Origin of the sequence: Methylobacter sp. Wu1 (assembly GCF_036553575.1) — a bacterium.
Lineage (GTDB): Bacteria > Pseudomonadota > Gammaproteobacteria > Methylococcales > Methylomonadaceae > Methylobacter.
This window is the reverse complement of sequence record NZ_JAZHOC010000039.1, coordinates 41,816-66,275: the sequence shown is the minus strand read 5'-3', so window position 1 is coordinate 66,275 and position 24,460 is coordinate 41,816. Positions and strand designations below refer to the sequence as shown.

The 24,460-nt window shown below is 52.4% G+C and carries 29 protein-coding genes and 1 pseudogene; 17 read left to right on the top strand and 13 right to left on the bottom strand.

Annotation, left to right across the window (positions count from 1 at the left end):
• Positions 1–159: 159 nt before the first annotated feature.
• From V2P20_RS05445 to V2P20_RS05435, 3 genes are all read right to left on the bottom strand, one after another.
• Complete coding sequence (locus V2P20_RS05445; RefSeq protein ID WP_331816895.1) at positions 160–423, bottom strand: hypothetical protein; 264 nt, start codon at positions 421–423, stop codon at positions 160–162.
• A gap of 363 nt (positions 424–786) precedes the next feature.
• Positions 787–1,737, bottom strand: a complete 951-nt coding sequence (locus V2P20_RS05440; protein ID WP_331816893.1) for a hypothetical protein — start codon at positions 1,735–1,737, stop codon at positions 787–789.
• 239 nt (positions 1,738–1,976) lie between these two features.
• A complete protein-coding gene (locus tag V2P20_RS05435) occupies positions 1,977–3,539 on the bottom strand; it encodes a hypothetical protein (protein ID WP_331816891.1) in 1,563 nt (520 codons plus the stop codon).
• Positions 3,540–4,319: 780 nt separating this feature from the next.
• Between V2P20_RS05435 and V2P20_RS05430 the strand changes: the two genes are divergently transcribed.
• Positions 4,320–5,432 carry an alpha/beta fold hydrolase gene (locus tag V2P20_RS05430; protein WP_331816889.1) on the top strand — a complete coding sequence of 371 codons (1,113 nt, stop codon included), beginning with the start codon at positions 4,320–4,322 and terminating at the stop codon, positions 5,430–5,432.
• A 634-nt stretch (positions 5,433–6,066) separates the two neighbouring features.
• On the opposite strand, the gene V2P20_RS05425 is transcribed toward V2P20_RS05430, so the two are convergent.
• From V2P20_RS05425 to V2P20_RS05400, 6 genes and pseudogenes are all read right to left on the bottom strand, one after another.
• Complete coding sequence (locus V2P20_RS05425) at positions 6,067–6,930, bottom strand: GyrI-like domain-containing protein (RefSeq protein WP_331816887.1); 864 nt, start codon at positions 6,928–6,930, stop codon at positions 6,067–6,069.
• A 686-nt stretch (positions 6,931–7,616) separates the two neighbouring features.
• A pseudogene (locus V2P20_RS05420) lies at positions 7,617–7,730 on the bottom strand (IS110 family transposase); the annotation flags it as partial.
• 212 nt (positions 7,731–7,942) lie between these two features.
• On the bottom strand, positions 7,943–8,110 hold the full coding sequence (locus tag V2P20_RS05415; RefSeq protein WP_331816885.1) for a hypothetical protein: 168 nt from the start codon (positions 8,108–8,110) through the stop codon (positions 7,943–7,945).
• Positions 8,091–8,288, bottom strand: a complete 198-nt coding sequence (locus V2P20_RS05410; protein ID WP_331816883.1) for a hypothetical protein — start codon at positions 8,286–8,288, stop codon at positions 8,091–8,093. The genes V2P20_RS05415 and V2P20_RS05410 overlap by 20 nt, the downstream gene beginning before the upstream one ends.
• Positions 8,289–8,291: 3 nt before the next feature.
• The gene (locus tag V2P20_RS05405; RefSeq protein ID WP_331816881.1) at positions 8,292–8,813 is read right to left on the bottom strand and encodes a hypothetical protein; all 522 of its coding nucleotides are present in this window, start codon (positions 8,811–8,813) and stop codon (positions 8,292–8,294) included.
• A 161-nt stretch (positions 8,814–8,974) separates the two neighbouring features.
• Entirely contained in the window at positions 8,975–9,856 is an 882-nt protein-coding gene (locus V2P20_RS05400; RefSeq protein WP_331816879.1) for an HNH endonuclease, read from the bottom strand.
• Between the two features lie 287 nt (positions 9,857–10,143).
• Here V2P20_RS05400 and nifE point away from each other — a divergent pair, with 287 nt between their 5' ends.
• From nifE to V2P20_RS05340, 12 genes are all read left to right on the top strand, one after another.
• A complete protein-coding gene (gene nifE / locus V2P20_RS05395) occupies positions 10,144–11,538 on the top strand; it encodes a nitrogenase iron-molybdenum cofactor biosynthesis protein NifE (protein WP_331816877.1) in 1,395 nt (464 codons plus the stop codon).
• The gene (gene nifN / locus V2P20_RS05390; RefSeq protein ID WP_331816875.1) at positions 11,535–12,926 is read left to right on the top strand and encodes a nitrogenase iron-molybdenum cofactor biosynthesis protein NifN; all 1,392 of its coding nucleotides are present in this window, start codon (positions 11,535–11,537) and stop codon (positions 12,924–12,926) included. Before nifE ends, nifN begins: the two co-directional genes overlap by 4 nt.
• 44 nt (positions 12,927–12,970) lie before the next feature.
• Positions 12,971–13,402 (top strand): nitrogen fixation protein NifX, encoded by a 432-nt coding sequence (gene nifX, locus V2P20_RS05385; RefSeq protein WP_331816897.1) that lies wholly within the window; start codon positions 12,971–12,973, stop codon positions 13,400–13,402.
• A gap of 38 nt (positions 13,403–13,440) precedes the next feature.
• On the top strand, positions 13,441–13,914 hold the full coding sequence (locus V2P20_RS05380; protein WP_331816873.1) for a NifX-associated nitrogen fixation protein: 474 nt from the start codon (positions 13,441–13,443) through the stop codon (positions 13,912–13,914).
• Between the two features lie 9 nt (positions 13,915–13,923).
• Positions 13,924–14,139: a CCE_0567 family metalloprotein gene (locus V2P20_RS05375; protein ID WP_331816871.1), complete on the top strand. Its 216-nt coding sequence runs from the start codon at positions 13,924–13,926 to the stop codon at positions 14,137–14,139.
• A gap of 14 nt (positions 14,140–14,153) precedes the next feature.
• Positions 14,154–14,459, top strand: coding sequence for a ferredoxin III, nif-specific (gene fdxB / locus V2P20_RS05370; RefSeq protein ID WP_331816869.1), 306 nt, complete (start codon positions 14,154–14,156; stop codon positions 14,457–14,459).
• A gap of 672 nt (positions 14,460–15,131) precedes the next feature.
• A complete protein-coding gene (locus V2P20_RS05365) occupies positions 15,132–15,455 on the top strand; it encodes a (2Fe-2S) ferredoxin domain-containing protein (RefSeq protein ID WP_331816867.1) in 324 nt (107 codons plus the stop codon).
• 2 nt (positions 15,456–15,457) lie between these two features.
• On the top strand, positions 15,458–15,955 hold the full coding sequence (locus tag V2P20_RS05360; RefSeq protein WP_331816865.1) for a hypothetical protein: 498 nt from the start codon (positions 15,458–15,460) through the stop codon (positions 15,953–15,955).
• Positions 15,946–16,314 (top strand): hypothetical protein, encoded by a 369-nt coding sequence (locus V2P20_RS05355; RefSeq protein ID WP_331816863.1) that lies wholly within the window; start codon positions 15,946–15,948, stop codon positions 16,312–16,314. Before V2P20_RS05360 ends, V2P20_RS05355 begins: the two co-directional genes overlap by 10 nt.
• Positions 16,311–17,276 (top strand): DUF364 domain-containing protein, encoded by a 966-nt coding sequence (locus V2P20_RS05350; protein WP_331816861.1) that lies wholly within the window; start codon positions 16,311–16,313, stop codon positions 17,274–17,276. The genes V2P20_RS05355 and V2P20_RS05350 overlap by 4 nt, the downstream gene beginning before the upstream one ends.
• A gap of 7 nt (positions 17,277–17,283) precedes the next feature.
• The gene (locus V2P20_RS05345; protein ID WP_331816859.1) at positions 17,284–17,709 is read left to right on the top strand and encodes a hypothetical protein; all 426 of its coding nucleotides are present in this window, start codon (positions 17,284–17,286) and stop codon (positions 17,707–17,709) included.
• 2 nt (positions 17,710–17,711) lie between these two features.
• On the top strand, positions 17,712–19,001 hold the full coding sequence (locus V2P20_RS05340) for a (Fe-S)-binding protein (protein ID WP_331816857.1): 1,290 nt from the start codon (positions 17,712–17,714) through the stop codon (positions 18,999–19,001).
• A 258-nt stretch (positions 19,002–19,259) separates the two neighbouring features.
• Here the strand turns inward: V2P20_RS05340 and V2P20_RS05335 are convergent, their stop codons facing one another.
• From V2P20_RS05335 to V2P20_RS05325, 3 genes are all read right to left on the bottom strand, one after another.
• Positions 19,260–19,700 (bottom strand): GNAT family N-acetyltransferase, encoded by a 441-nt coding sequence (locus V2P20_RS05335; protein WP_331816855.1) that lies wholly within the window; start codon positions 19,698–19,700, stop codon positions 19,260–19,262.
• A gap of 45 nt (positions 19,701–19,745) precedes the next feature.
• On the bottom strand, positions 19,746–20,315 hold the full coding sequence (locus V2P20_RS05330; RefSeq protein WP_331816853.1) for a protein-methionine-sulfoxide reductase heme-binding subunit MsrQ: 570 nt from the start codon (positions 20,313–20,315) through the stop codon (positions 19,746–19,748).
• 122 nt (positions 20,316–20,437) lie between these two features.
• On the bottom strand, positions 20,438–21,253 hold the full coding sequence (locus V2P20_RS05325) for a sterol desaturase family protein (protein ID WP_331816851.1): 816 nt from the start codon (positions 21,251–21,253) through the stop codon (positions 20,438–20,440).
• 353 nt (positions 21,254–21,606) lie between these two features.
• On the opposite strand from V2P20_RS05325, the gene V2P20_RS05320 reads away from it, so the two are divergent.
• The 4 genes from V2P20_RS05320 (at position 21,607) to V2P20_RS05305 (ending at position 24,087) form a co-directional block, all read left to right on the top strand.
• Positions 21,607–22,182 carry a hypothetical protein gene (locus V2P20_RS05320; protein WP_331816849.1) on the top strand — a complete coding sequence of 192 codons (576 nt, stop codon included), beginning with the start codon at positions 21,607–21,609 and terminating at the stop codon, positions 22,180–22,182.
• Positions 22,183–22,609: 427 nt separating this feature from the next.
• Positions 22,610–22,930, top strand: coding sequence for a rhodanese-like domain-containing protein (locus V2P20_RS05315; protein ID WP_331816847.1), 321 nt, complete (start codon positions 22,610–22,612; stop codon positions 22,928–22,930).
• Positions 22,920–23,366 carry an ankyrin repeat domain-containing protein gene (locus tag V2P20_RS05310; RefSeq protein WP_331816845.1) on the top strand — a complete coding sequence of 149 codons (447 nt, stop codon included), beginning with the start codon at positions 22,920–22,922 and terminating at the stop codon, positions 23,364–23,366. The genes V2P20_RS05315 and V2P20_RS05310 overlap by 11 nt, the downstream gene beginning before the upstream one ends.
• Before the next feature lie 13 nt (positions 23,367–23,379).
• Positions 23,380–24,087 carry a dinitrogenase iron-molybdenum cofactor biosynthesis protein gene (locus tag V2P20_RS05305; protein WP_331816844.1) on the top strand — a complete coding sequence of 236 codons (708 nt, stop codon included), beginning with the start codon at positions 23,380–23,382 and terminating at the stop codon, positions 24,085–24,087.
• Positions 24,088–24,209: 122 nt separating this feature from the next.
• Here the strand turns inward: V2P20_RS05305 and V2P20_RS05300 are convergent, their stop codons facing one another.
• On the bottom strand, positions 24,210–24,371 hold the full coding sequence (locus tag V2P20_RS05300; RefSeq protein ID WP_331816843.1) for a hypothetical protein: 162 nt from the start codon (positions 24,369–24,371) through the stop codon (positions 24,210–24,212).
• Positions 24,372–24,460: the final 89 nt, after the last annotated feature.

Sequence of the window (24,460 nt, the reverse complement as noted above, 5' to 3'; positions counted from 1 at the left end):
AAAGTATTCGTTTTTTAAAATTTTAACCACAATATATTGTGCATTTTATATTTGCATATAACAGCATATAGACGTCAAAGAGAAAAATTTTGAATACTTTCACAGTCTCGTACCCTACCTGGCTCCCAAAGCTGGGTTTAGCAGTCCAGCCTACCGCACTCAGCGAACTCCCAGTTGTTTTATTTCGAGCACTTCGCCGCTAGCGTCATCTATCCATACTACGAGTGCGCTTCCAATTGTGGCTGACCCTACTGTCCATATTAAAGCACCGGCATTTTCCTCTAACGTTACAAGACCGAGGTATTCACAACTCTCATAATCAGAGGCTGCTTTTCGCGCAATGGCAATTACCTCGTCTTCAGATAGCCGGGTCTTGGGGCGCTCTTTTTTTTTGCTCAGCCACTTATCAAATATGTGAAACATGTTGCTTATCTCATGCTATTTTTTCGGCAGGAATTTCCCGAACAGAAACATTCGCAGGTTAGTCTTAATCCGGCCTGCCAAGTTTTAGCGAACTCCAAGTTGTTTTATTTCGAGCACTTCGCCACTAGCGTCATCTATCCATACGTGTAGTCTGTTTCCAATTGTGGCTGAACTTACTCTCCATGTTAAAGCACCAGAACTTTCCTCTAACCTTACAATATTGAGGTATTTACAATGTGGATACTCGGTAGCTGCTTTTCGTGCAATGTTAAGCACCTCGTCTTTAGATAACCGGGTCTTTGGGGGCTTTGTTTTCTTACTCAGCCACCTGTCAAGTATGTGAAACAAGTTACTTACCCCATTCTATTTTTTGGCAGAAACTTCTCGAACAGGAACATTCGTAGGTTGAAATCGCAGTTCAAATGCAATTCCAGATACCGTTCCGTTAAAAAGCAGGCCGGCTGCTTCAGTAATAGCACCACTTCCGGTGAAGTCTGAATCAAAGCCTCCACCTTTGGTTAAAAACATATAACCTCTTTCAACCGGAAATCGTATTCCGGTTAGAAACTGCCGGATACCATAAACTCCAACTTGCGCCACTGTTTCAGCCAAGGCTTCTTCAATGTAGCGCCATAGTGATGAGCGCATATAGGAAGCGGCGCGATTATTTACTCTATACTCACGTAGAATGTAGAGCTTAGGCGTAAGGAACTGATGGACACGTTCGTGTAGGAGAACCTCTGCACGCTTACTGGGAGAGCCATGAGTTGAAACTGAGATATCCCCCCAAAAGCTAGTGAAACCTTCTCCCGCAATGTATGTAGGATCTTGTTCTACGGTTGGTTTGTACCGAATACCTGGTGTTTTCGGTGGAGTCCCAAGTTCAATGGGAGCACCTCGACTTGTTCGTGGATATTTTGCCCCTCGAAACAATATTGCTAACACTGCCTGAATGCCAAGGATACCGATCGCCTTTGCCAAGTCGTCTGCCGCCTTATCGATATCATGTATGGTTTTGGCCCGATAAACGCCCGTTGCAAAGTCATAAAGATAATCCAGTCCCGTAAAGACAGCGAATCCAATCGCAGTTATCCCTAGCGCCAGAATAACTATGTCAATTATCTCACCGATTCCCACAGCATGAGATACCACCCATGCGATCAGAACACCCGATATTATGGCAAGCGATGTCGGATTGATTACCGCTTGAAGTTGGGCACGGGCTTCAGGTCCTAACTTGGGGAGTGTTCTGGTAAAAGTTTCTTCAAGCCGCTTCTCAAAAGACCAACTGGCTACCTTGGCTACAATCAGCATATTTTCAATCCCTTCTTATATTTTTGATTAATCACATTAGTATATAGGCTGAGTCGGAAATCTAATAGAAACCCGGCATTGGGACTTCTAAATGCCGGGCTCATCAACCAAGCCTACCGTGCTTTGCAGCTATGCAGCGTAGGCATCGAGTACCTTTTGAAAATCAAGAATTGCTGGCATTGAATACGTCCCCAAAGCGGCGCGGGGACGTCATATAACATTCCGCTTCCTGATCTCCTTCACGGCCTCTGTAGTTTGAGCACCATCGAAGGCAAAACGTGCGCTGAATCGGGTCCTCGCTGCGTGCCCGGCTTGATGTAATCGCGTATAGTGGCTATGAATTGATCGCCCGCCGGAATTATCTGCTCCGAGAGCGGAAAGCAGTGGCCGTTCGTGAGGTCTTCCAGGCCGGAACAGTCCCGCGTGAAGTAGTAAAGATAGAATTTGCCGGTATTGCTTGCTTTTCCCGCGTATCCTTTCGCAGTGCCTCTCAGGTCATCATTGAACAGATTGGCGACCCCTACAAGGCGTGATCGCTGATTGATGCCAAAGCCCACGTATGTTGCATTGCCGGTTTCCGTTCCGAGCGTGCCCGCAACGGCATAGATCTCTCCGTTGTCGAGCGTCATGGGGCCGAAGAGTTGATAGGTAGTGTCCAAGGTGTCGAGAAGGCAGTTCTGTCCAACTGAGAGGCAGAGCGACCCCACCAGATAAGTGGGGAACTCCTGCAGCATTGTGAAGCTCTCGACCCGGTCCGAACAATCGGCAGTGGCACAAGGCTGCTCCCATCGCTCACCGACCGCTTTCACCAGATTCAACAGATCGGGTTTGAGATAGAGCTCATCCTGTGCTGTTCTGGCTTCGAGCTGGACCGGAAAGTACGGTTGAGGCGCGCGGTCGGAATGTTTGTCCCTGACGCGAAGCACAACCAGGGGCAGATCCTTTCTCCAAGTGTCCGAGCGCGTGCCGGGCGCTCCTCCGTCATCAGGCTTGACATAGCGAATAAGGTTCGTAAAGTCGTCGGCGCCTTGATCGAGGCCGACCTTCATGTCGGATGGGATCGGCTCGGTAAAGACGTCCTTATCTTCCACCGAGATACGGTTGAAGGCCTTTCGGACCTCCTGATCCATGACCTGGTCCGGGGTGATGATGAAATAGCGGATCTGGTCAAAAGCTGCGCCGGATTGTCTTTCGATGACCACATTGTTGTTAGGATTGCTCAGGCTGGATAAGACCTGAATGCATTCGGGATGATCAGGCACAGTCGCGAAAAAAGCTGGCAGGAAGTCGGGCAGATACTTTTCAATATCCTTGTACCTCTGGCTGCCCTTATCGTAAGCCCCCTCTCGCGTAAAAATCCATGTCTGATCGGAAAAAAAAGCGCCCGGCGGAGGCAGTTGCCCTAAAATGATGATCGCCTCGCGCGGATCGAGGCGATAGATATCGTTGTAACCCGCTTGAGAAGGCCCCCACATATTACCGAATACGGGATCCACAAACTCCTCCGGCCAAGGGGGTACCGCGAAGACTGCATAAGGAGCGGCAGGATTGTTGCCGTAACAAGACCCAATTTTGTCAAAGGTGTAGTCACAATCATCGACTGTGTAGAGCTTAAAATAGCCGCGACTGACTTCGAAGCCCTGCTGCTTCAGGTCATCCATGAGACTCAGGGCCTTGCTTTCAACGCTGTCGGGAACCTTGTTTTTTGGCGTAATACTGCCGCCTCTGGCAATCGCTCCCGCCGCAAACAGGACAGCAGTTACAAACAGCAAATAAACCGAAATCTTTCGATAATTAGTCATTTTGGCTTTCCTCCTAAATGAAAGGCATCCTTGATGAATTACTCTTTCCCAGGATTCAATGCGGCTACAGTTCCAGTTATGCTTTAAGATTGCTGTCGCTCGTCTCCCCAATCATTGTTTATCGTAAAAAATAATGTCTTGCTTTACTGGATCTGGTCGATCGAGTCCGCCAACTTTACAGATTTTATAGATAGGACGAGTGGGTAAATAATTCCGGGTAACCGCTTATTTTCAACTTGGCATGGGCGGCTCGGAAATGCCGGGTTTGCCAACCCACTCTAGACGCTAAGAGGCGATCAACAGTTAGCCGATGTTCACCGGCGTGAAATTCATTAACGGCATCAAGCAAACCGGGGGATCGGCAACAGGATGCCGCTTGATTCTCTGTACGCCAGATTTGCACATAGCGCTTGAATATGTTGTTTTGCTTACCTAAAATCTCAAACTCAAGCTGAAGCTTATAACAGCTTGATATCAACTCCGGCTAAGAGCTGCTATTTCCAGGCTAGGGATGCCATTGAGAGCAACACCCATGGACTTCACCGACTGGTCCGTACTTAGCGCTGAGCCCGATTACCCGTGCCATTGCGGCTCAAACCCAAGCATATCAAACAGGTCTGTCGCGGGTTTAAATGAACCGGAAATTCGATGGTGAAAACCTGTTCTGGGCGGCTGAGCAGCCTTTCTACACAACCCTATCTACAAGATGTATCAGATGGCGCTGCACCGAGGTCAGGTAGCTCAATCCCATGCAATTAACGTATTTAGCGAGAATGTTCTATGAAACACCATGACAAACAAACGACCGGCCGACCAGCGGTCCGCGAGGGGCTGATCATAGCCATACTGACGATGGCAGCGGGCGCGTTCGCAACGGCTCAGCCGGCAGCAGCCGAAACTATGCCGGAGTGCAGTGACCATACCCTGAATGTCGCTCTGGCTCCCGGGGAGACCGAGACGTTCCAGCTGGCAGGAACGCTGTGCTCGCAGGGGCCGGCCGCAGGCAAGACCGTCCAGATTCTGCTGCACGGTTCCACCTATGCCCGGTACTATTGGGACTTCCCGTACCAGACCGAGCATTATTCATACGTTCGCGCCGCCGCCAAGCGCGGCTATGCCACTTTCAATCTCGACCGCATCGGCTATGGCGCCAGCGACCATCCCGATGGCAACCGCGTCGACATCGATGCCAATGCGTTCGTCGTCCATCAGGTAGTTGAAGCCCTGCGCGCTGGAGAAGTCGCCTCGCAGCGTTTCGAAAAGGTCATCGTCGTCGGTCATTCGATGGGTTCTTTCACCACCGTTAATTACGCCGGCAGCTTTCCGGGCGAGGCTGACGGCATCATTCTGACCGGTTTTCTGCATGACCTCAGCGACTCCTTTATCAACTCCACGTTCGCGCCAGCCGTCTATGCGGCCACGCTCGACGAGAAATTCGCCGGACAGTTCCCGAATTCCGACTACCTGACCACCATGCCGGGCACCCGAGGCGATTTATTCTATTACCTGCCGAATGCCAACCCCGAGGTACTCGCGCTCGACGAAGCGCTCAAACAAACCGTGACCGTCGGTGAGCTCGGCACCGGACTGGCGATGGTTTCCGATCCAATCTCTTTCCAAGTCAAAGGACCGGTGCAAGTTGTCATCGGTGAGTTCGACTACGTCTTCTGCGGCAACCTCGTGAACTGTTCCGACAAGGCCGCAGTGCAGAACTACGAGAAGGCCTTCTACAGTGCCGAAGCGTGCGTCGATACGGCCGTGATCAGCGATTCGGGCCATGACCTCAACTTGCACACCAACGCGAATGCAGCCTACAGCCAAATGCTGTCCTGGGCTGACCGGACCGTCGGCAGCACCGCAAGCGCCGCGCCACAACCTTGCGGCACGCCCTGAGTCCGGTTGTACCGGGCGCCTGCTTCGCCGGACGGGATATGCGTCCCGTCCACATAGACTATAGGTTGGGCACATGCTGCTTCGTGCCCAACTCAGCCCGGCTTGCAATTTTGGGTTACGGAAACAGCGCGGTAGGCTGGGTTGGAGATTTAGCGGAAACCCAGCATGGGGGCTTCGAATGCTGGGTTTCACAACCCAGCCTACGCGCTCAACTTCACAACAACGAGAGGATAAACAGACTGGAAAAAGAAAATCATCTTAGGTCATAATCTGCCAGATAGGCGGATCAAATTTAGATGCAAATCAACAAACAGAGTTAGGAACAAACTCAAAATGTGCCAATTTTCCACGCCAAATTTACCCCTGCGCAAACAGCCGGAAGCCGGAATATTTTCTTAAGCTCCACTTTAACGAATTGAGTATTCCAACCAAAAAACAGCTGTGTAAAATGTAGCGTAGCGGAATGCACAAAAATGGGCGGAGCTGTTTGGGTCCCGGTACAGCCTATTGTTATATGCACTTTCTGTATACCTTATTGCAATGTGTAAGGTCACTTTAATTCATAAAAACAAGAAGAGGCAGCACAAAACTAGCCGCCCCTCCAGTTATGCAAACTCACTGAGAACTAGTCCAGCTACTTAACAGGCACTAAATAATCCATTTCACTCTCATGTGAATCCAAGCTAAAACGCTCGTCATATACTTCAATTTCTGGCGATTCAATAACTTCCAAGCCCGATTCCGGCAAATAACGGGTCCAAACATTCATAATAAACGCCTGAAAGCCAGATATTGGCCCATTGTATGTATACTTTGCATATTTTTGAGCAGGAATGGTCAGCTTGATCATCCCTGCGGGTACTATTTCTCCTTCATCTGCTTCCTTTGCAGCCATGTATCGGAAGACCCCTGAACAATCATTTTTTTGCCGTGTCTTAGTCGGCACCACTGTTAGGCCATAATAGCAGTTGTTTTCTTTGGACTTAACCTCGTTACTTCTAGACCATAACTCTTGCCATTGAGATAACGCACCAGAAAAATCTGGGGAGTCATAGTCCTTTTGTATACCAATTACTTCAAAGCCATTACGTTCAACAATTTCATGTTTCATAAGCTCTCCTATATGGATTTCAAAAGCTGATTTCAATCCAATAAAACCTTCGTTCGGGCTTCTCACCTTATTCCGAAACTTACTCGGTGTAGTATTAAATTGGAGCTTGAAAGCCCTACCAAAGCTCTCTTGGGTTTCATAACCAACATCCAAGGAGATATCTAAGATACGGCGCTTCGTGTTTAGTAATTCCATCGCCGCCCATTCTAATCGTCTTTTGCGTATAAAGCTGGCGAAATTTTCACCAACCACAAGCATAAAAACACGATGAAAATGATATGGCGAAAAGGCGGCTATCTGAGCCACATCATCAAGTTCAACATTTTCAGGAAGTTTTTCCTGAGCATAGTTCAAAGCCCGATTTATCCTTACACCATATTCGCTCATCGACATCTCCTCAAAGAAGGTGAATTCATCATGCCAACAAATGAACTACTAGTTTTGACATTTTTTGCGAAGAAACTCGGTAACGCGGTAAGCTGGATTGGAGTTTAGCGGAAAGCCAGCATGGGTGGCATTGAAATGCTGGGTTTACCAACCCAGCCTACCGCGCTGGCATAAGCATGTCCATTAAAGGGGCGCAAGCGCTTGGCTGTGATATATTGGCAGCCTCCTTAGACATTCATGGGAGTAAGCTTATGTAGGCTGGGTTGGAGCTTTGCGGAAACCCAGCATCGGTAGCTTTTAAATGCTGGGTTTATCAACCCATATATGGACTCCTCGATTATTGCAAGCCAAGTTTTCAATTTTGTAATGTCAGTAACAGAGATCAAGATTGCCGCCAACTATTCGGTCTCTCAACAGAGGTTTTCATACCTCAGGACTCCTGATGAATCTATCCGCGCGCTTTCACCTCAACCAGCCTAACGGTTTCTTAATGAACTCTCTGGGTTGAACGGGTTTGGAAAGCACCGGTCTGACCTGTTGTTGTCATCACTGATTGTTAACTTGCCTCCGCAATCTTGTGTACTCGGTTAAAACATGTCCCAAGAGGGTTATCCACGCTTTGTCCACGGACGCAGTGCTTCACTTTCACGCAGTCGGTGGGCAAAGGGTGGATAACCCGGCGCCTATTAGGCTACCTTAGGCTCGTAAGCTTGCTCTTTAGTCGCCATCGCCCACAGGATCCGAGCATTCTTGTTGGCCAGGGCGACCGCGGCTTTATTGAAGCCCCGCCGTTCGACCAGCCAAGTAGGGTGGTTTCGCGCAGCAAACCGCCATTTCAAACAGGCCAGGTAGTATTGCGGAACATTTCGGTTTTAAGGCTCCGTTTGTGGTGGATTGCCAAGGCAAATCCACCTTACAAGTCATCCATCATACGGCCGTATACTTTGCGGCGACGGAACGGCTGGATTCTTTCACAGTCTCGTACCCTACCTGGCTACCTCGCTATAAAAAATCAATTATTTAACGTTTTTTGAATATCAAGCTTGCATCGTTTTTCAGCTTTGTTGATAGCCTGATTGATTTTGGCGAAATAATTTTTTGGATCAATTTCATTTTCCATTGGTGTAATCTGTTTTTCACTCTCAAGCATGGGACGAGAATTATTTGTCTTTTTCTTCATCACTATCCTCTTCAAGAATTTTTGACATATCGCCCCCAGAAGCCAATGCTTCGGGTTCTTTTAAATCATCCGGGATGTTATCAAATATCCGACGAGCAGAAGCTTCAGCAATCTCATCAATGGATGACTGCTTTTTCTTATTTCTAGCTTTCTTTAAGTCGATAATTTTCTTTGACATAACTTATAACCTCATATAGAGATAATCGCCCTTTTCCACGTAAATTAATCCCACTGATTCGTAATATTTCTTCACTTCTTCATTGATGGGCTTCATGACTCTCAGTTCGACTGCCCCAAGCGCCTCCGCATATACCATCATAGCGAATAAGACTACCGGAAATACTCTAATGTCTCCAGGATTGTCGGGATTTGCTTCTATAAAATCCAGCCTTAAAGCAGTGCCATTGTAAGTCGGACGGCCAAGTGTCAGACTGATAAGTGATTTTTTATGCCAAACAGCCAATTCAAAGCGTTTAGGATAGCGAAATTTAAACGAAGAATAACCATCTATCCAATCCCAATCCACACGCCGCTTTGCGGACCTCCTCCAGCTTTGAGATTCCATCAACGCCTTGCCACTAAACGTATCCAAAACAAGATCAGCATACTCTGGTCTCTGAGAGAGTTTTCTCTGTGCTGCTCCAATTGTTATTTTTCTAATACTGTCATACCGTTCCTCAGCTTCTAAATGTGTTGCTAACATCTCTATCCTCCATGTTTAAAGAGATCCTGGATTACATTACCAATATTATCAGTTACATAAATTCAAACGTGTAAGCTGAGTTGAAGTTTAGCAAAAATCTAGCGTAGGTGACTCCGAAATGCTGGGTTTAGCAACCCAGCCTACCGCGCTGGATATGATTATTAGGCGATTTCATGATTATCTCCTTTCCCAAAATTGCAATCTGAGCACAAAACTCTCAAATTGGATGGATCATTTGAACCACCTTTTGACCATGCCAATATATGATCAATGTGTAGAATAGTTCCAAGATTAATTGCGGGCGAACGACCACAGATAACACACCTAAAATTATCTCTCACTAATATCTTATATCTGATACCTAGGCTAAGAGATCTAGATTTCGCTTGTTTTGGTGTTCCCTCATATTCTTCTTTAAGTTCTGAAGGTTTGTTGACTTCTGTTTCTTGGTTAGCTTTATCTGTGTTAGAAGCATTTTCAACAAAAGCTCTTAATGCTTTTCTCCAACTTCCCCATCGACCAATATATGCTTTTGCTCCGACATTAGAAGGAGGTTGTTTTAATTCCGCGTAATTAGGCTGCCGACCGTAATGCATCCATAAGTTAAGAATATTTTCAAAGCATTCTTCATCGGAATATCGACGCCCAAGCGCAACTGTTTCTAGCTCTGCTCTCTTTAATACCTCTTTCCAACTGCCAAATCTATTGAGAATCGTCTTTTGGCCAATACCAGTATGTTGCGTGAACTGTTTATTAGTGAGGAATACTGTATTAAGTTTTTGAGCTATATCTTTAGCTAGCGCGACTATTTGTTTATCAGTAATTGTTCTCGCCTGCGGTGAGACTTCATCCCCAAGACCAGCTTTTTCAAGGGCGTTACCCCAGCCATTGAATCGGTTTCTAACCGTAGATGAATGAACTTTGGAATGTTCATCAAATTTTGACATCGTAAGTCTCCCATTTACGAGATCTGATACTCGCTTTAGCTCTTCAACGAGATCATCATCTTCATAACTGTCCAGTGTTTGAAGCTCAAATTTCATATTGCTGGCCTAATAAAATTATCTAAATTTGGATATTCTACACTCTTACTCAAGCTCAAATTTTAAGAACGTCTTTCAAAACTGGCATGTATAAACGGGCCAGAGCTTAGCATAAACCTAGTCAGCTTCGAAATGCCTAATTACCCCCGCCTCTTCCTACATTAATCCTCAATTTTTGTAGCATTTCCTACAATCCTCTCCCCCACCAACCCCAGCAAAATCAACACTCCCCAAACTGGCACAATCATTGCTCTTCCCAAAGTAAAACAAAACTATCGGTCAGAGCCATGAAATCAACCAAAGACATTGCTGAACTACTGGACGAGCCCTCCTGCGAGCACAACAAAAAGGAGAAGTCCGGCTGCGCCAAGCCCAAGCCCGGCGCTTCGGCGGGCGGGTGCGCGTTTGACGGGGCACAGATTGCGCTGCTGCCGATTGCCGATGTCGCGCATATCGTGCACGGGCCTATCGCCTGCGCCGGCAGCTCGTGGGATAACCGCGGCACGCGCTCTTCCGGGGCGAGTCTGTACCGCATCGGCATGACCACGGATCTGACCGAGCAGGATATCGTCATGGGCCGCGCCGAGAAGCGGCTGTTCCATGCCATCAAGCAGGCCGTCGAAACCTACCAGCCGCCGGCTGTGTTCATTTACAACACCTGCGTGCCGGCGCTGATTGGCGACGATATCGGCGCGGTGTGCCGGTCGGCCGAGGAGCGCTGGGGCGTGCCGGTCGTGCCTATCGACAGCGCCGGCTTTTACGGCACCAAGAACCTCGGCAACCGCATCGCCGGCGATGCCATGTTCAAGTATGTGATCGGCACGCGCGATCCCGACCCGCTGCCGTTGTCGGTCCAGCGCGCCGAAATCAAGATCCACGATGTGAATCTGGTCGGCGAATACAACATCGCCGGCGAGTTCTGGCATGTGCTGCCGCTGTTCGATGAGCTGGGTTTGCGCATTCTGTGCACGCTGTCCGGCGATGCGCGCTTCCGCGAGGTGCAGACCATGCACAAGGCCGAGGTCAATATGATGGTGTGCTCGAAGGCCATGCTCAACGTCGCGCGCAAGCTGAATGAAAAGTACGGCACGCCCTGGTTTGAAGGCAGCTTTTACGGCATTACCGACACCAGCCAGGCCCTGCGCGATTTCGCCAAGGCCATCAATGATCCCGATCTGACCGAACGCACGGAACAACTCATCGAGCGAGAGGAAACGCGCATCCGCGCCGAGCTGGCGCCGTGGAAGGAACGGCTGAAAGGCAAGCGCGTGCTGCTGTTTACCGGCGGCGTGAAAAGCTGGTCGGTGATTTCGGCGTTGCAGGATCTGGGCATGGTGGTCGTCGCGACCGGCACGAAAAAATCGACTGAGGAAGACAAGGCGCGGATTCGCGAACTGATGGGCGAGGATACGCTGATGATCGAGGACGGCAGCCCGAGGGAACTGATCCGCATCGTGCACGATTACAAGGCCGACATCCTGATCGCCGGCGGCCGCAACATGTACACGGCGCTGAAGGCGAAAATCCCGTTCCTAGACATCAACCAGGAACGGGAATTCGGCTACGAAGGCTATCAAGGCATGCTGGAACTGGTGAGGCAACTGGCATTGACGATCGAAAGCCCGGTCTGGGAATCGGTCAGAACGCCGGCACCGTGGAAGAAGGCAAAGGTGGCGGCATGACCGAGATCCTGAAACGCAACAAGGCGCTGTCGGTCAGCCCGCTGAAAGCCAGCCAGCCCATCGGCGGCTCGCTGGCGACATTAGGATTCAACCGCGCCATGCCCATGCTGCACGGCTCGCAAGGCTGCACGGCGTTCGCCAAGGTGTTCTTCGTGCGCCATTTCCGCGAGCCCATTCCGCTGCAAAGCACGGCCATGGATCAGAGCAGTTCGGTGCTGGGCGCGGACGAGAATGTGGTGGTCGGCATCAAGACCATCGCGGAGAAGTCGCGCCCGGCCCTCATTACCATCCTGACCACGGGCCTGGCCGAGACGCAAGGCGCCGACGTGCACCGCAACGTCCGCGAATTCAGGGCCGCCCATCCCGAGTTCGACGATGTGGCCGTGGTCGCGGTCAATACGCCCGATTTTACCGGCAGCGTCGAAACCGGCTATGCGGCCACGCTGACTGAAATCATCCGCGCGCTGGTGCCCGATGCCAAGGAGGCCAGCACGCTGCCGGGCTGGCGCCGGCGCCAGGTGAACGTGCTGGTCAGCTACATGCTGACGCCGGGCGATCTGGAAGCGTTGCGCGATATCTTCGAGCAGTTTCAACTGCGGCCCGTATTCGTGCCGGACCTGTCCGACTCGCTGGACGGCTGCCTGACCGATGACGATTTCAGCCCGGTCACGATCGGCGGCACGCCGCTGTCGGAAATGGCCACATTAGGCCATGCGAAGGCGACGGTCGTGATCGGCGCCTCGCTGCAGAAAGCGGCCGATCTGCTGGAAGAAAAGACCGGCGTGCCGACTTACCGGTTCGACCATCTCTACGGCCTGCACGCCAACGATGCCCTGATCTCGGCGCTGGCCGAAATCAGCGGCCTAGACGTGCCGGAACGCATCGAGCGCCAGCGCTCGCAGTTGCAGGACGCCATGCTCGACACCCATTTCATGCTCGGCCAGCTGCGCATCGCCATCGCGGCCGATGCGGACCTTTTGCATGCGCTGGTCGATCAGGTGCAGGAAATGGGCGCCGAGGTCGTGGCCGCGGTCACCTCCTGCAATACGCCGCAGCTGGCCAGCATACCGGTCGTCAGCATCAAGATCGGCGATCTGGAAGACATGGAGCTGATCGCCAAAGCCGAAAACGCGCAGCTGGTGATCGGCAACTCGCACGCCGTCGACAGCGCCGAGCGGCTCGGCACGCCGATCCTCCGGGCCGGCTTTCCGCTCTACGACATCATCGGCGGCTACCAGAAAACCTGGATAGGCTACAAGGGCGCGCGGCAGACGCTGTTTGATCTGGCCAATCTGGTCATCAATCACGCGCACGAGGAAATCCCCGTTTACCGCTCGGTTTACGCGCAGAAACCGGCCAACGAAACAAGCGCATCGTCATGTCATTAAGCAGAAGACTGCACGTCGTGCAAAGTAAAGATGAGAGCAAATTTATGGATACCGCATTGAAAATCGCTTTTGCCACCACCGATATGGAATACGTCAACCAGCATTTCGGCTCCGCCAGGTCGTTCGCGGTTTACGCCGTCGACATGGAGCATTCCGAGCTCATGGAAGCGGCGCAGTTCGGCGAGCTGGCGCAGGACGGCAACGAGGACAAGCTGTCCGTGAAGATTCAGCTGCTGGACGGCTGCGCGGCAGTTTACTGCCAAGCCATCGGCGCTTCGGCCGTCAACCAGCTGATCGGCAAGGGCATTCAGCCGGTCAAGGTGCATGAGGGCAGTAAAATCAAGGACCTGATCGCCGACCTGCAAAATGAGTTGAAGGCCGGCCCGTCCAGCTGGCTGGCGAAAGCCATCAACAAGCAAAAAAGCCCCGATCCCAACCGTTTCGACCAGATGGAAAGCGAAGGCTGGGATGAATAAAAATTTTCTCCATCACACCATAATTAACGGAGTACACCATGACCACCGCTGAACTGGTCGTCCAAGAGGACGACGTACATTTGGATTCCGAGCTTGTTAAGGATCTGATCAAACAACTGCGCGCCATCGACACCTACGACACCTACGATGGCTGGTCGAACGCGAAAATCATCGATCCTATCGTGCTGACCAAGGAGCGCAAGCGCGAGATTCCCGTCGTCGGCGATCCGGACGGCATCACCGTGGCGCGCATCAAGGCCTATTACAACTCGCTGGCGACGCTGATCGAGCAGAAAAGCGGTCTCATGGCCGTGCCCGTAGTCAACCTGACCCATGAAGGCTTCGGCCGGGCGCTGGTCATGGTCGGCAAGCTGATCGTGGTCGACAAGGTGCTGCGCGACGTGCACCGCTGGGGCTTTCCGAGCCTGGAGGCGATGTGCGAGCAAAGCGACAAGACCATCGCGAAAGCGCTGGAACTGATCGAAAAATATCGCGCCGCCGCGACGGATTAGGAGGCTGCCGTGAGTCCTGAAGAACTGAGAAAACTGGAAAAAGAGGTCAAGAAGACCAAACGGCTGGCCGCCGAACAGGCCATGGTACTGCACGACCTGATCGAAGACCGCCTGCCGGATGCCTATCAGGAGCTGATGGGCATAGCACAGGCCACTTTCGATGCCTGCAAGGCCTGGGATGAGGCCAACCAGAAATTTAACGCCGCGCAATCCGATGCGGCCTGATAGGGAGTCTTCGCATGTCTGAATTTGTAACCGGTGTGACCTTCGGCGGCGCGGAATGGACTCCGTCCTATGTGAGCAATATCAACCAGACGACCTGCATCGGCTGCGGACGCTGCTTCAAAGTCTGCCCGCGCGATGTGTTCGACCTGGTGGAAAAGGCCGACGCGCTCGCGGACTTCGACGACTATGGCGATGAGGATGATGACGATGAAAACATGGTCATGAGCATTAAAAATGCCAATGACTGCATCGGCTGCGAGGCGTGCTCGAAGGTATGCCCGAAAAACTGCTTTACGCATGCGCATAAGGAAGCGGCGTGACGCCGACGTAAGGTACGCATTGCGTACCTTTTGGAGTTGGAGTGAGCTCGGGCAAGCTTTGAAAAGGTACGCGATGCGTACGAGACTGTGAAAGTATTCGTTTTTTGAAATTTTAACCACAATATATTGTGTATTTTATATTTTCATATAACAACATATAGAGATCAAAAAGAAAAACTCTGGATTCTTTCACAGCCTCGTACCCTACAAAGCTGGGCTACCAAACCCAGCATTCGACGCCGCCCATGCTGGGTTTCCGCTAAAGCTCCAACCCAGCCTACACGGTTGGGGTGCCTGAACTTAGAAATTGCACAACCAAGCGCCAAACGTTCCGGACGGGGCAACATGCCCCGTCCGGCTGTAGAGTACGCATTGCGTACCTTTTGGAAGTCGTAGTGTACGGCAGGTTTTGAAAAGGTACGTGATGCGTACCCTACAAAGCGTTTGGGAGTTGTATTCTCCCTGATTCCCACGCGGAAGGGGAACCAGGGACAAAGATCGCATGACCAAGTGCTAAACGTTTCGGACGGGGCAACATGCCCCGTCCGGCTGTAGGTGCGAATTTATTCGCACTGTTGCTTACCCAGTGCGAATAAATTCGCACCTACAGCCGGAACTCGATTCAAACAGAAGTCGCGCCAGCGACACATTATCGACAAAAAGGAAGCCACCATGCCCAGACCAGAAAAACACGTATTCATCTGTACCCAGAACCGCCCCCAAGGCCACCCCCGCGGCTCCTGCGCCAGCAGCGGCTGCGCAGAGGTCATGAACGAATTCATGAACGAGATACAAAGCCGCAACCTGTTCGAGAAAATCGCGCTGACCAACACCGGCTGCATGGGCCCCTGCATGATGGGCCCGAGCGTGCTGGTCTACCCGGAAGGCGTCATGTACGGCAAAGTCAAACCGACCGACGTCAAAACCATCATCGATCAGCATCTGCTGGGCGGTGAGCCGGTTGCCAATCTGGTAGCGCCAGCCGAGGTCTGGTAGCTATGGACGTGGGAGAAAGGATCACCTTCAGCCCGAACATGCCGCCCGAAGTCAATCAGTTGCTGCAAGCGGCGGTAATCGCCAGTTCCGTCGATCAAGCGCGGGCGGAAAACCTGTTTATACAGGCGCAGGCGACGGACCGTCATTGCCTGCAAACCTATTTCGCCCTGTACAAGTTCTATTTCTATCAAAAGCGCCTGGCCGACGCCGAACGCATCGCCCTGTCGGGCCTGGAGGAATCGGCCCGGCAGGGCGGCTTCCCCAGCGATTTTCGCCGGCTGGTCAGGGAGCCGAAAAAGTGGGATATGTACGCGAACGAGATTACCCTGTTTTACCTGTATACCCTGAAGGCGCTGGCGTTCATCAAGTTGCGGCAAGGCCAAATGGTCGAAGGCCAGCTCATTTTGTCGCTGCTGCAGCAACTGGACCCGCAGGATAAATCCGGCGCCTCGGTGATCATGGACCTGGCCGCCGCCCTGGAGGCGCAACAATGGAACTGAATGAACATATCCAGACAAAACGCGAGCTGGGCGACTCGATATGCGCACGGCTCGGCCATGAAATCGACCGGCTCGGCTTCGAGTCCGGCAGCCTCGCCTACCCGCTGTTCGACGCGGCCTGCTTCAAGCTGGTCAAGGACCCGTACACGGGCGAACACAACCTGACCGGCTATTGGCACGACCAGCGCCAGCAGCGCATCGGCAGCCTGCAATTCAACAGCGACGGCACGTTTTACGCCGAATACGATGTGGTCAGGCCGCACCCGGCCAAGCCCAAGTGGTTCGTCGAGGGCGTCACGGCCTGGGGCAGCGCGAACAGGATCACGGCCGAAGCCAAATTACTGTTGATGCCGGAATGAACAAGCCGAACCGTATTTATGAACTGTTGCTGGATTATGCCGCCAACACTGCGCGCGTGAACGAACTGACCGTCGGCCTGGTGTGGACGGCCTGCAAGACGGTACAACCTGACAACAGAGTGACTCTCGGCCTGGCCATGAGTCCCGGCGTACCGACCCGGACCCTTTCCTGGTCCGGCACGCTGGCCGGCAGAACGCTGAGCGAGCTGGCCGGCTGGATCACTGACTGGGAGCCTTACAAAGCCACCGTCGGCATGGCCGCGATCAATTGCAGCCTGAATGCGCGCGAGCTGCCGGCGGGCCTCAGCCTCCAACCGGTCCCGGGCCTGGGCAACCTGGCCGTGTTCGAGCATTTCCTGCCGCAGCTGCAGGGCAAGAAGGTCGTCGTGATCGGCCGCTATCCGGGCATCGAGCGCTATGCCGAACAGATCGACCTGCGCATTATCGAGCGGCAGACCGCACCCGGCGATTACCCCGACCCGGCCTGCGAATTCCTGCTGCCGGAAGCCGACTGGGTATTTCTGACGGCCAGTTCGCTAATCAACAAGACCTTTCCGCGCCTGGCCGAACTGTCCCGCGCTGCCGTCACGGTATTGATGGGGCCGACCGTACCGTGGCTGCCGGAATTCCATGAATTCGGCATCGACTACCTGGCCGGCATCGAAGTGACCGATGCGGACAGCCTTTACCGGACGGCGGCCGAAGGCGGCGGCGTGCGTATTTTCGAGAATGGCGCCCGATACCGGATCGTGGCGCTAAGCCCTGACAACAGCATGGCCTGGCTGAAAACCCAGATCGCCCGGTGCTATGCCGAAAAACAGCAGCTGACCCAAGCCATGGAAGCCTGGTACGGTGCCGGCAGACCTGGCCGCTATCCTGAATTCGAGAAGCTCGACCAGATCACCGCCCGCCTCTCGCGCATGGACAGCAGCTACAAGAATCTCTGGGACGCTCACCACTAGCCGCCATATGACAGACAACCGCGTTATCCTCTATTACAACGGCGCCATCAGCGCCCTGACCCTGTTCGTGCAGCATGCCACTGGCAGCGTCTGCGCGCCCTCGCCTTTGCCGCTGCTGTCTTCGGCCTTGGAGCCGGAAGAAACGGCGCATGACGTGGTATGCACGCATCCGGCCGCGGTCGTGCAGGCGGCCGGCGCGGCGCTGGATTTGCCGATTCATTTGCTGAAAGCCGAGGCCGGCTACCGTGAGCGGATTGAGACGCCGAAAGGCATCGTCACCGTTTACCTGGCCCGCTTCGATCTGCTGGACCCGCCGCACCAACTCGTGGAAAGCGGCGGCGGCAGGTTCAGAACCCTGACCCAGTTAAGAAGCCAGCCGCCGGCCGAAATGGAATTGCTGCGCCGCGCCTATGCCTACATCATGGAGTCGTAAGCATGCTGGAATTTTTCGATGACACGGCTTACGAACAGAACGGCCTGTACATTCCGGAAGCGTCGGACTGCATGCGCTGCGGCCTGTGCGTCAGCCACTGCCCGACCTTCAGGCTCAACCGCATCGATGAGGAAACGCCCCGCCGGCGCATACGCACGATCGACAAGATTCTTAACCAGTCCGTCGTGCCTTCCGGGGAAGAACTGGCGCACCTGAACAACTGCCTGCAATGCCGTGCCTGCGAGACTGTCTGCCCCAGCAAGATGGCTTACGGCCAGCTGCTCGACCAGAGCCGGCAAAAGCTCGCTGAAATGGCTGAGCCCTCCCGCCTGGCCGGCCTTATTGAAAAACTGTCGCTGGCATTAATTGAACACAAGCCCCGGCTGCACTTGTTAAGCCGATTGCTCGGAATTTATCAGCGCTCGGGCCTGCAAACTCTGTTGCGTAAATCCGGCCTGTTATCCGTATTAAAACTGGAGACTTATGAATCCCTGTTGCCGCCGGCCATCGATGCAGCGCCGCTGCAGCCGTTCTATCTGGCGACAATCGAAAGGCGCGGCAGCGTGGCGCTGTTTACCGGCTGCATCGCCGAAAGTTTCGACAGGGTCACGGCGGCGGCCGCCATACGCGTCCTGAACCGGATCGGCTTTGATGTGATCGTTCCCGGCCAGCAAGGCTGCTGCGGCGCCATACACCAGCACCGAGGCCGCGCCGAAACGGCGGCCCAACTTGCCTGGCGCAATATCGGCGTGTTCAACGCACTGGATGTCGAGGCCGTCGTCTACACGGCCAGCGCCTGCGGCCTGATGCTGAGCGAATACGAGCAACTGGCCATTGACGATTTCGACGACGAGGAACTCGGCTTTTTCAGGGAGCGGCTGATCGATGTCAGCCATTTCATCAATCTGCACTGGCCCGACAATCTGCCGCTTCAAGCCTGCCGCAAAATCGTCGCCGTGCACGAACCGTGCAGCCAGCGCAATACGCTGAAAAACCAGCAGGCCGTTTACGAACTGCTGGCACGCATCCCGGCCGTCAACCTGATCCCGCTGGCCGACAACGCTGTCTGCTGCGGCGCCGGCGGCGTGCACAGGCTGACCCATCCGCACATCGCCGATCCGCTCGGCGCCGAGAAAATCGAGCAACTGCACATCAGCGGCGCGGATTTGCTGGTTACTTCCAATATCGGCTGCGCCCTGCATCTGGCGGCCGGCGCCGGTCAATTGGAACCGCAGGTGACGGTCATGCATCCGGTGGCATTGATCGGGCGATTGCTTCAGGAAGCGGGTTAAGAATTCGACAATTGCCTGTTTTTAAATCCAGTTGGCATCGCTCCCACGAGGGCTCATAAAAAATCGGCCTCGGGATATTATTTTGAATCCAATCCTAAAGATCTAGAGGCTTTGCTAAAGGCGTCAATCCATTTCATGGTTACTCCGTAGGCTGGATTGGAGCTTTAGCGGAAACCCGGCATGGGCGGCTCCGAATGCTGGGTTTAGCAACCCAGCCTACCCTTTCTCAGCTTTGTAAATGCACCGCGTACCCTACGGCTAACACTTTCTCAGGCAAATCAACTGCGTCTGGCACCATGCCTGTTTTTCATAAAACGCCAAAGCCGGCAGGTTGTTTTTGTCCGCCAGCAATTGCAGTCGCTTGAAGCCCTGTCTTTCCGCCCAGTCAACGGCCGCAGCCAGCAATTTTTCGCCGATGCCCTGGCGGCGAAACGCCGCCGTAACGATCAGATCCTCGAGCAGTCCCACCGGACCGCCTTCGGCTGTGGAAATCAGGGTCTGCACACTGCACATGCCCACCACATGCTTACCTGATTCAGCGACAAAAACACGATCCTTGCCGCTTTCCAGCAATTGCCTGAGTCCGCAGACCTGCTTGTCCCGGTCAAAAACAAAATCGGCTTCGATGGCAAACAGCTCGCTCAGAAGCTCCACCATTTGTTCAACATCGGCAGACGTGGCGGTTCGTATGGTAATCATCGGCGGATCAGAAAGGATTATCGGAAGGGATATTTGGCGGGACTTTTAAGCCTCAAATTCACCATCTTGCTGCAAATGCGGACGCTTGAGCAGGGCAATCTGCTTACGCTTGTTGAGTACAATGCGGGTCACCTGGAGAAAAATCAGAAAGGCACCGTAATACAGCGGAATGGAAATATCGGCTTTCTCGCTGAATACAAAATGCGCGATGCTCAGCAAGGCGGCGGTATGGACAAAATTGTGCAGCTTCGCCCAGCGCTTGCCCAGCCGGCGCATCATGTCATTGGTCGAGGTGATGGCCAGGGGAATCAATATCAGATAGACAATCAGGCCTATCTGAACGGCCGGGCTTATGGTAATCGCCTCGACGATATCGGTAACGTTGAGGGAGTGATCAAAGACCAGGAATACCAATAAATGGACAGTGGCATAAAAGAAAGTAAACAGGCCCAGCATGCGCCGGTATTTCATGATCGGCCATTTCCTGAACAGCAGCCTTAAAGGGCTGATCGCCAAGGTAATCAGCAGGAAACGCAGGGTCCATAAGCCGCTTCGGTTCAACAGATCCTCTATCGGATTCGCCCCGAGATTGTCGGTAATGATATCGCCTGCCATTAGTAAAAACGGCAGCAATGCACATATAAATAACAAGTATTTAAATGTAAAAATTGAACATAACTTTTTTATCATTAATGCATAATCTTTCAATTGGCCGCGCCAATTATTCATCATATTCCCTAATTGTTAAAGTGCAAAAACTGGTTGAGCGCACTATAGGTCCTTCTGGTTGTGCGAAAAAAGCCGCCAATTCCCTCCACGGCGTTGACAAAGCCCATTTTCAGCAATTGCACAAAACTGGGACGCTCCATGAGCGGCAGGCCGATTCCTTCAGGCACGGCATCCAGATGCGTGGCAAAAATCCTGTCCCAAAAAGAGAAAACTACGCCGAAGTTTTTGTCGCGCTGACTTAGCGCCCGGGAATGGTGAAGCCTGTGCAAATGCGGCACGATAAAGATCTTCCCGATATATCGTTCATAGGGAAATACGAGATTGGCATGCTGGAGAATGACGAACACGGCCATAATGCTTTCAAAATACAGGACAAGCGCAGAACTCAGCCCCATCAATATAAAAAACAGCGCCTTGACCGCAACAACCAGTATCAGAGCCAGGGTATGGAAGCGCACGGCCGTCGTGACGTTGACGCAGGCATCGCTATGATGGATCTGATGAAACCCCCAGAGGAACTTGAAAATGTGCTCGGAGCGATGCCATAAATAAAGCGTCAAATCCATCAGCACAAAAGCCAGCAGGTATTTGACCGGCCCATCGGCCATGCCGCTCAGGAGCCCGTAACCGGAGAATTTATCGACTAATAGATAGATCGATTCGACAGACAGTATCGCCAGGGCTATTTCATTGAACATGAACAGCTTGAAGTTGGTCCTGTAAGATTCAAGGACCTTACGAGGAGGGTCCTTGAGGAAAGGCATATTTTTTTCTACCTTGATAAGAATCACGAACAAAATCAGTGTCAGGAATAGTAACCACATGGTCATGTCTCCTTTTCACAGCTTAAATACAACAAATACAGGCTATTTTTTAGACACTAACAACCTGTTAAAACCCCAATCGGTATTTTTGTAAGATTACCGACATTATCTTGTCCGCATTACTTCAAAAAACCGCTACTGTTACGCCTTTGAGCGGTTTTCCCTTGATTTTGTTCAACCGGTTTTTCAATGAAAAAAAGCCTTGTATCCGGTATGAATACTGGCTTTGACGGCTTTCTGCTTGTGTTTTTTACAACACCCGACGATGTTGGCAAGCATTTTGCTTTTCTCCAGATAAAAGGGGAACCCCAAACAAAGCCATTATCTATATTAAAAGTTCTGGAGAAAAAACAATGCTACTCGACACTTATCAAGCGAAAGGATTACTGACGGTCACACTGGTAAACGGCCAGACCAGCGATGCCGGTGTATACGCTTACCGTGGCGATCTGGTTTTGAAGGAAGGCAAATTGCGCGAAGGCACTACAAATGCAAACGACCGCAACCCGCCCGAAGCGCTTTTGATTCATTCCGCCCTGCTGATTGAAAACGACAAAATCAAATTCATCAACGGTCTGCTGCCGGAGCTGAGCTTGCTGCCCGTGCTGGTCGAAAAATACAAAGACGACCTGGCCGAAGACTGCATTGCCCTGATTTATGTCGAGAATATCGGCAAGGGCATGCAAGTGGCGCTGGAAGGCGTGACTTATAAACTCATCCCGTACAAACAAGGCCTGGTCTGGAATGAACTGCTTGACGAATTGTATATAGAGAAAAACGATTTGAAAGGCCAATCCGCCGAAGACAAGGTTGCGACGGCTTACAGAGAGGCAAAAGCCTATAAGCCGAATACCGAGATCGTTGCTTTTGAAGAAGCCGAAAAAAATACCATTGTTGTGGTCAAGGAAGCGGCGGTCGGAGCGGTCTAGCCAGTTTCAGACGCACCAAAATGGATAGCTCAAAGCCGATTTTGGTGCAAGAAGGAGCTTGATAATTAACCGCAACTGTAACAACCCATTGAGTAAACAGGAATTTTTAATCTGGCGCTATTAGTGCTGCTGTTCGTAAGTGTACCTCTCTCATCATCCTTCTCATTTGCCCATGAAGCAGAGCTCGGCGTCTTATCTTTTTGATAAGGCGCTTTTTTTTTCCCGAAAGACAGCCTGCATCAGATTGCAACACAAAACTGGCAAACGTTTTGCATGATTAATCAACAGAACCTGCTGACGCCGGCTAAACAATTGAAAACATTTAGCAAGGTTTTTCCGCGGGTGCGAAAAACACGGTCAAATTGTCAGCTTTACTACAAACAACCGTACCTTTGCGAGGAGTGACTGTCGCAGTCATTACATAACGATGAAATATAAAAAAATCTCCGCTGCCGAATCTGAAAAACTGATCAAGGAATCCCAGCCGCTGATTCTGGATTGCCGTAGCCTGCAAGATTACAAGGCCGGCCATCTGGAGGATGCGCTGCATGTGCACGAGGGCCTGAAGGAATCGCTGGTCAAACGCGGCGACAAACAGCGCAGTCTGTTGATTTACTGCTATTACGGCCATGCCAGCGAGCACCTGGCTGAATTCTTCGCTGACTTCGGCTTCAAGGCTGTCTACAGCCTGCAAGGCGGCTATGCCGGCTGGCAGGAACGCCGCAAGGATGCCACCGATGCAACCTGAAATCACGGACTGGCTGCGGAACCATTGCGCTTCCGCCGAACAAAACGAAGCCGGCGTGCATCCATTGATTTTGGCTTGCCAGCAGGGCCGCAGCGACATCGTCGAATACCTGCTCGGGCACGGCGCCGATTTGAATATCACCGACCAGTACGGCAATAACGCCTTGTGGGCCGCCTGCTACGCGCAGGACATCGCCTGTATCGATGCCCTGCTCGATGCCGGCATCAACATCGATTACCAAAACCCCGATTCGGGCGCCACCGCCTTGATCTTTGCCGCTTCCAGCGGCCGGGAGCAGGTCGTTGAACGGCTGCTGGCAGCCGGCGCGAATCCCGATTTGAAAGTTCATGACGATTTCACCGCACTGGAACTGGCATCGACCAGAAAAATACTGAAATTATTACTTACCTCCTCCCAACCCCAAAGCACACAATGATCAGGAGTTTGATATGCACCCCTTACCTCGTGAACTAGCCCTGCGCATCGCCCTGGCGACCCGCGTCCTGCCCGGCATCGGCGTGCCGAAATTGCTGGACATTCTGCATGAGCGCGTAGGCTCGCCGCTGAGTGATGAAAAGCTGAAATCGATCACCGTCACCAACCTCAAAACCGGCATCGGCAGCCTCGATGGCGAGGAAGACGGCGAGGACATCGGCATCGGCCTTGAAAACATCAAACTGGCGGTACGCTACCTGTGGGGCGATGAACTGGAAGATGAAAGCCTGCCGGCCATCCAGCCTTATAAGGACGGCGACATGCCCGAATCGATCCGCGTCGCCATAGGCTCGAACAGCGGCGCGCTGCTCAACGGACACTTCGGCTCCTGCATCCGTTTCCTGGTTTACCAGTTGTCGAGCACCGACTGCAAACTGGTCGATATCCGCTCAACCATCGAAGCCGACAGCGCCGACGACAAAAATCTGTTTCGCGCCAATCTGATCAAGGATTGCCATGTCCTGTTCGTGCAGTCGATAGGCGGGCCTGCGGCCGCGAAAGTCATCCGCGCCGACATCTATCCGATCAAGGTGCCCGATGTCATCGAAGCGGCCGATAAGCTGAAGGAATTCCAGAAAGTATTTGATGCGCCGCCGCCCTGGTTTGCGAAAGCGCTGGGCCGTCCTGCCGAAGAGCGGGCGCGCTTTAGCCATGCGCAATAGGAATCGCTTGAGCCCTCTGGCAGTTCGGCTCGAAAAACGGGATAAACCTGTGTAGGCTGGGTCGGAGTTTTAGCGGAAACCCAGCTTTGGCGACTCCGACATGCTGGGTTTGCCAACTCAGCCTACTTCCTGAAGCGCCAGCCGAATGCATCGCTGAGGCGGCGAAAAAGCCTCTGCGGCACAGCATGGCTGAAAATATAACGCGCGATAATGCCAGCCCAGCCTGTAAGAAAGCCCGTTTTGAAAGCCTGCCCCCATAACGTTCCTCCGCTCGTCATCTTCATGCTTATCATCCGAACAAAATAACGAGCCGCCCTTTCCTGCGGTTGATTCCAACCATCTGCAATGGTTTATTTAAACCATTGGCCGCTGT

Excerpts from the sequence above, each read along its gene's own strand:
- V2P20_RS05445 (WP_331816895.1), bottom strand. The coding sequence starts at position 423 with ATGTTTCACATATTTGATAAGTGGCTGAGCAAAAAAAAAGAGCGCCCC.
- V2P20_RS05440 (WP_331816893.1), bottom strand. The coding sequence starts at position 1,737 with ATGCTGATTGTAGCCAAGGTAGCCAGTTGGTCTTTTGAGAAGCGGCTT.
- V2P20_RS05435 (WP_331816891.1), bottom strand. The coding sequence starts at position 3,539 with ATGACTAATTATCGAAAGATTTCGGTTTATTTGCTGTTTGTAACTGCT.
- V2P20_RS05430 (WP_331816889.1), top strand. The coding sequence starts at position 4,320 with ATGAAACACCATGACAAACAAACGACCGGCCGACCAGCGGTCCGCGAG.
- V2P20_RS05425 (WP_331816887.1), bottom strand. The coding sequence starts at position 6,930 with ATGAGCGAATATGGTGTAAGGATAAATCGGGCTTTGAACTATGCTCAG.
- V2P20_RS05415 (WP_331816885.1), bottom strand. The coding sequence starts at position 8,110 with ATGAAGAAAAAGACAAATAATTCTCGTCCCATGCTTGAGAGTGAAAAA.
- V2P20_RS05410 (WP_331816883.1), bottom strand. The coding sequence starts at position 8,288 with ATGTCAAAGAAAATTATCGACTTAAAGAAAGCTAGAAATAAGAAAAAG.
- V2P20_RS05405 (WP_331816881.1), bottom strand. The coding sequence starts at position 8,813 with ATGTTAGCAACACATTTAGAAGCTGAGGAACGGTATGACAGTATTAGA.
- V2P20_RS05400 (WP_331816879.1), bottom strand. The coding sequence starts at position 9,856 with ATGAAATTTGAGCTTCAAACACTGGACAGTTATGAAGATGATGATCTC.
- nifE (WP_331816877.1), top strand. The coding sequence starts at position 10,144 with ATGAAATCAACCAAAGACATTGCTGAACTACTGGACGAGCCCTCCTGC.
- nifN (WP_331816875.1), top strand. The coding sequence starts at position 11,535 with ATGACCGAGATCCTGAAACGCAACAAGGCGCTGTCGGTCAGCCCGCTG.
- nifX (WP_331816897.1), top strand. The coding sequence starts at position 12,971 with ATGGATACCGCATTGAAAATCGCTTTTGCCACCACCGATATGGAATAC.
- V2P20_RS05380 (WP_331816873.1), top strand. The coding sequence starts at position 13,441 with ATGACCACCGCTGAACTGGTCGTCCAAGAGGACGACGTACATTTGGAT.
- fdxB (WP_331816869.1), top strand. The coding sequence starts at position 14,154 with ATGTCTGAATTTGTAACCGGTGTGACCTTCGGCGGCGCGGAATGGACT.
- V2P20_RS05365 (WP_331816867.1), top strand. The coding sequence starts at position 15,132 with ATGCCCAGACCAGAAAAACACGTATTCATCTGTACCCAGAACCGCCCC.
- V2P20_RS05360 (WP_331816865.1), top strand. The coding sequence starts at position 15,458 with ATGGACGTGGGAGAAAGGATCACCTTCAGCCCGAACATGCCGCCCGAA.
- V2P20_RS05355 (WP_331816863.1), top strand. The coding sequence starts at position 15,946 with ATGGAACTGAATGAACATATCCAGACAAAACGCGAGCTGGGCGACTCG.
- V2P20_RS05350 (WP_331816861.1), top strand. The coding sequence starts at position 16,311 with ATGAACAAGCCGAACCGTATTTATGAACTGTTGCTGGATTATGCCGCC.
- V2P20_RS05345 (WP_331816859.1), top strand. The coding sequence starts at position 17,284 with ATGACAGACAACCGCGTTATCCTCTATTACAACGGCGCCATCAGCGCC.
- V2P20_RS05340 (WP_331816857.1), top strand. The coding sequence starts at position 17,712 with ATGCTGGAATTTTTCGATGACACGGCTTACGAACAGAACGGCCTGTAC.
- V2P20_RS05335 (WP_331816855.1), bottom strand. The coding sequence starts at position 19,700 with ATGATTACCATACGAACCGCCACGTCTGCCGATGTTGAACAAATGGTG.
- V2P20_RS05330 (WP_331816853.1), bottom strand. The coding sequence starts at position 20,315 with ATGGCAGGCGATATCATTACCGACAATCTCGGGGCGAATCCGATAGAG.
- V2P20_RS05325 (WP_331816851.1), bottom strand. The coding sequence starts at position 21,253 with ATGTGGTTACTATTCCTGACACTGATTTTGTTCGTGATTCTTATCAAG.
- V2P20_RS05320 (WP_331816849.1), top strand. The coding sequence starts at position 21,607 with ATGCTACTCGACACTTATCAAGCGAAAGGATTACTGACGGTCACACTG.
- V2P20_RS05315 (WP_331816847.1), top strand. The coding sequence starts at position 22,610 with ATGAAATATAAAAAAATCTCCGCTGCCGAATCTGAAAAACTGATCAAG.
- V2P20_RS05310 (WP_331816845.1), top strand. The coding sequence starts at position 22,920 with ATGCAACCTGAAATCACGGACTGGCTGCGGAACCATTGCGCTTCCGCC.
- V2P20_RS05305 (WP_331816844.1), top strand. The coding sequence starts at position 23,380 with ATGCACCCCTTACCTCGTGAACTAGCCCTGCGCATCGCCCTGGCGACC.
- V2P20_RS05300 (WP_331816843.1), bottom strand. The coding sequence starts at position 24,371 with ATGAAGATGACGAGCGGAGGAACGTTATGGGGGCAGGCTTTCAAAACG.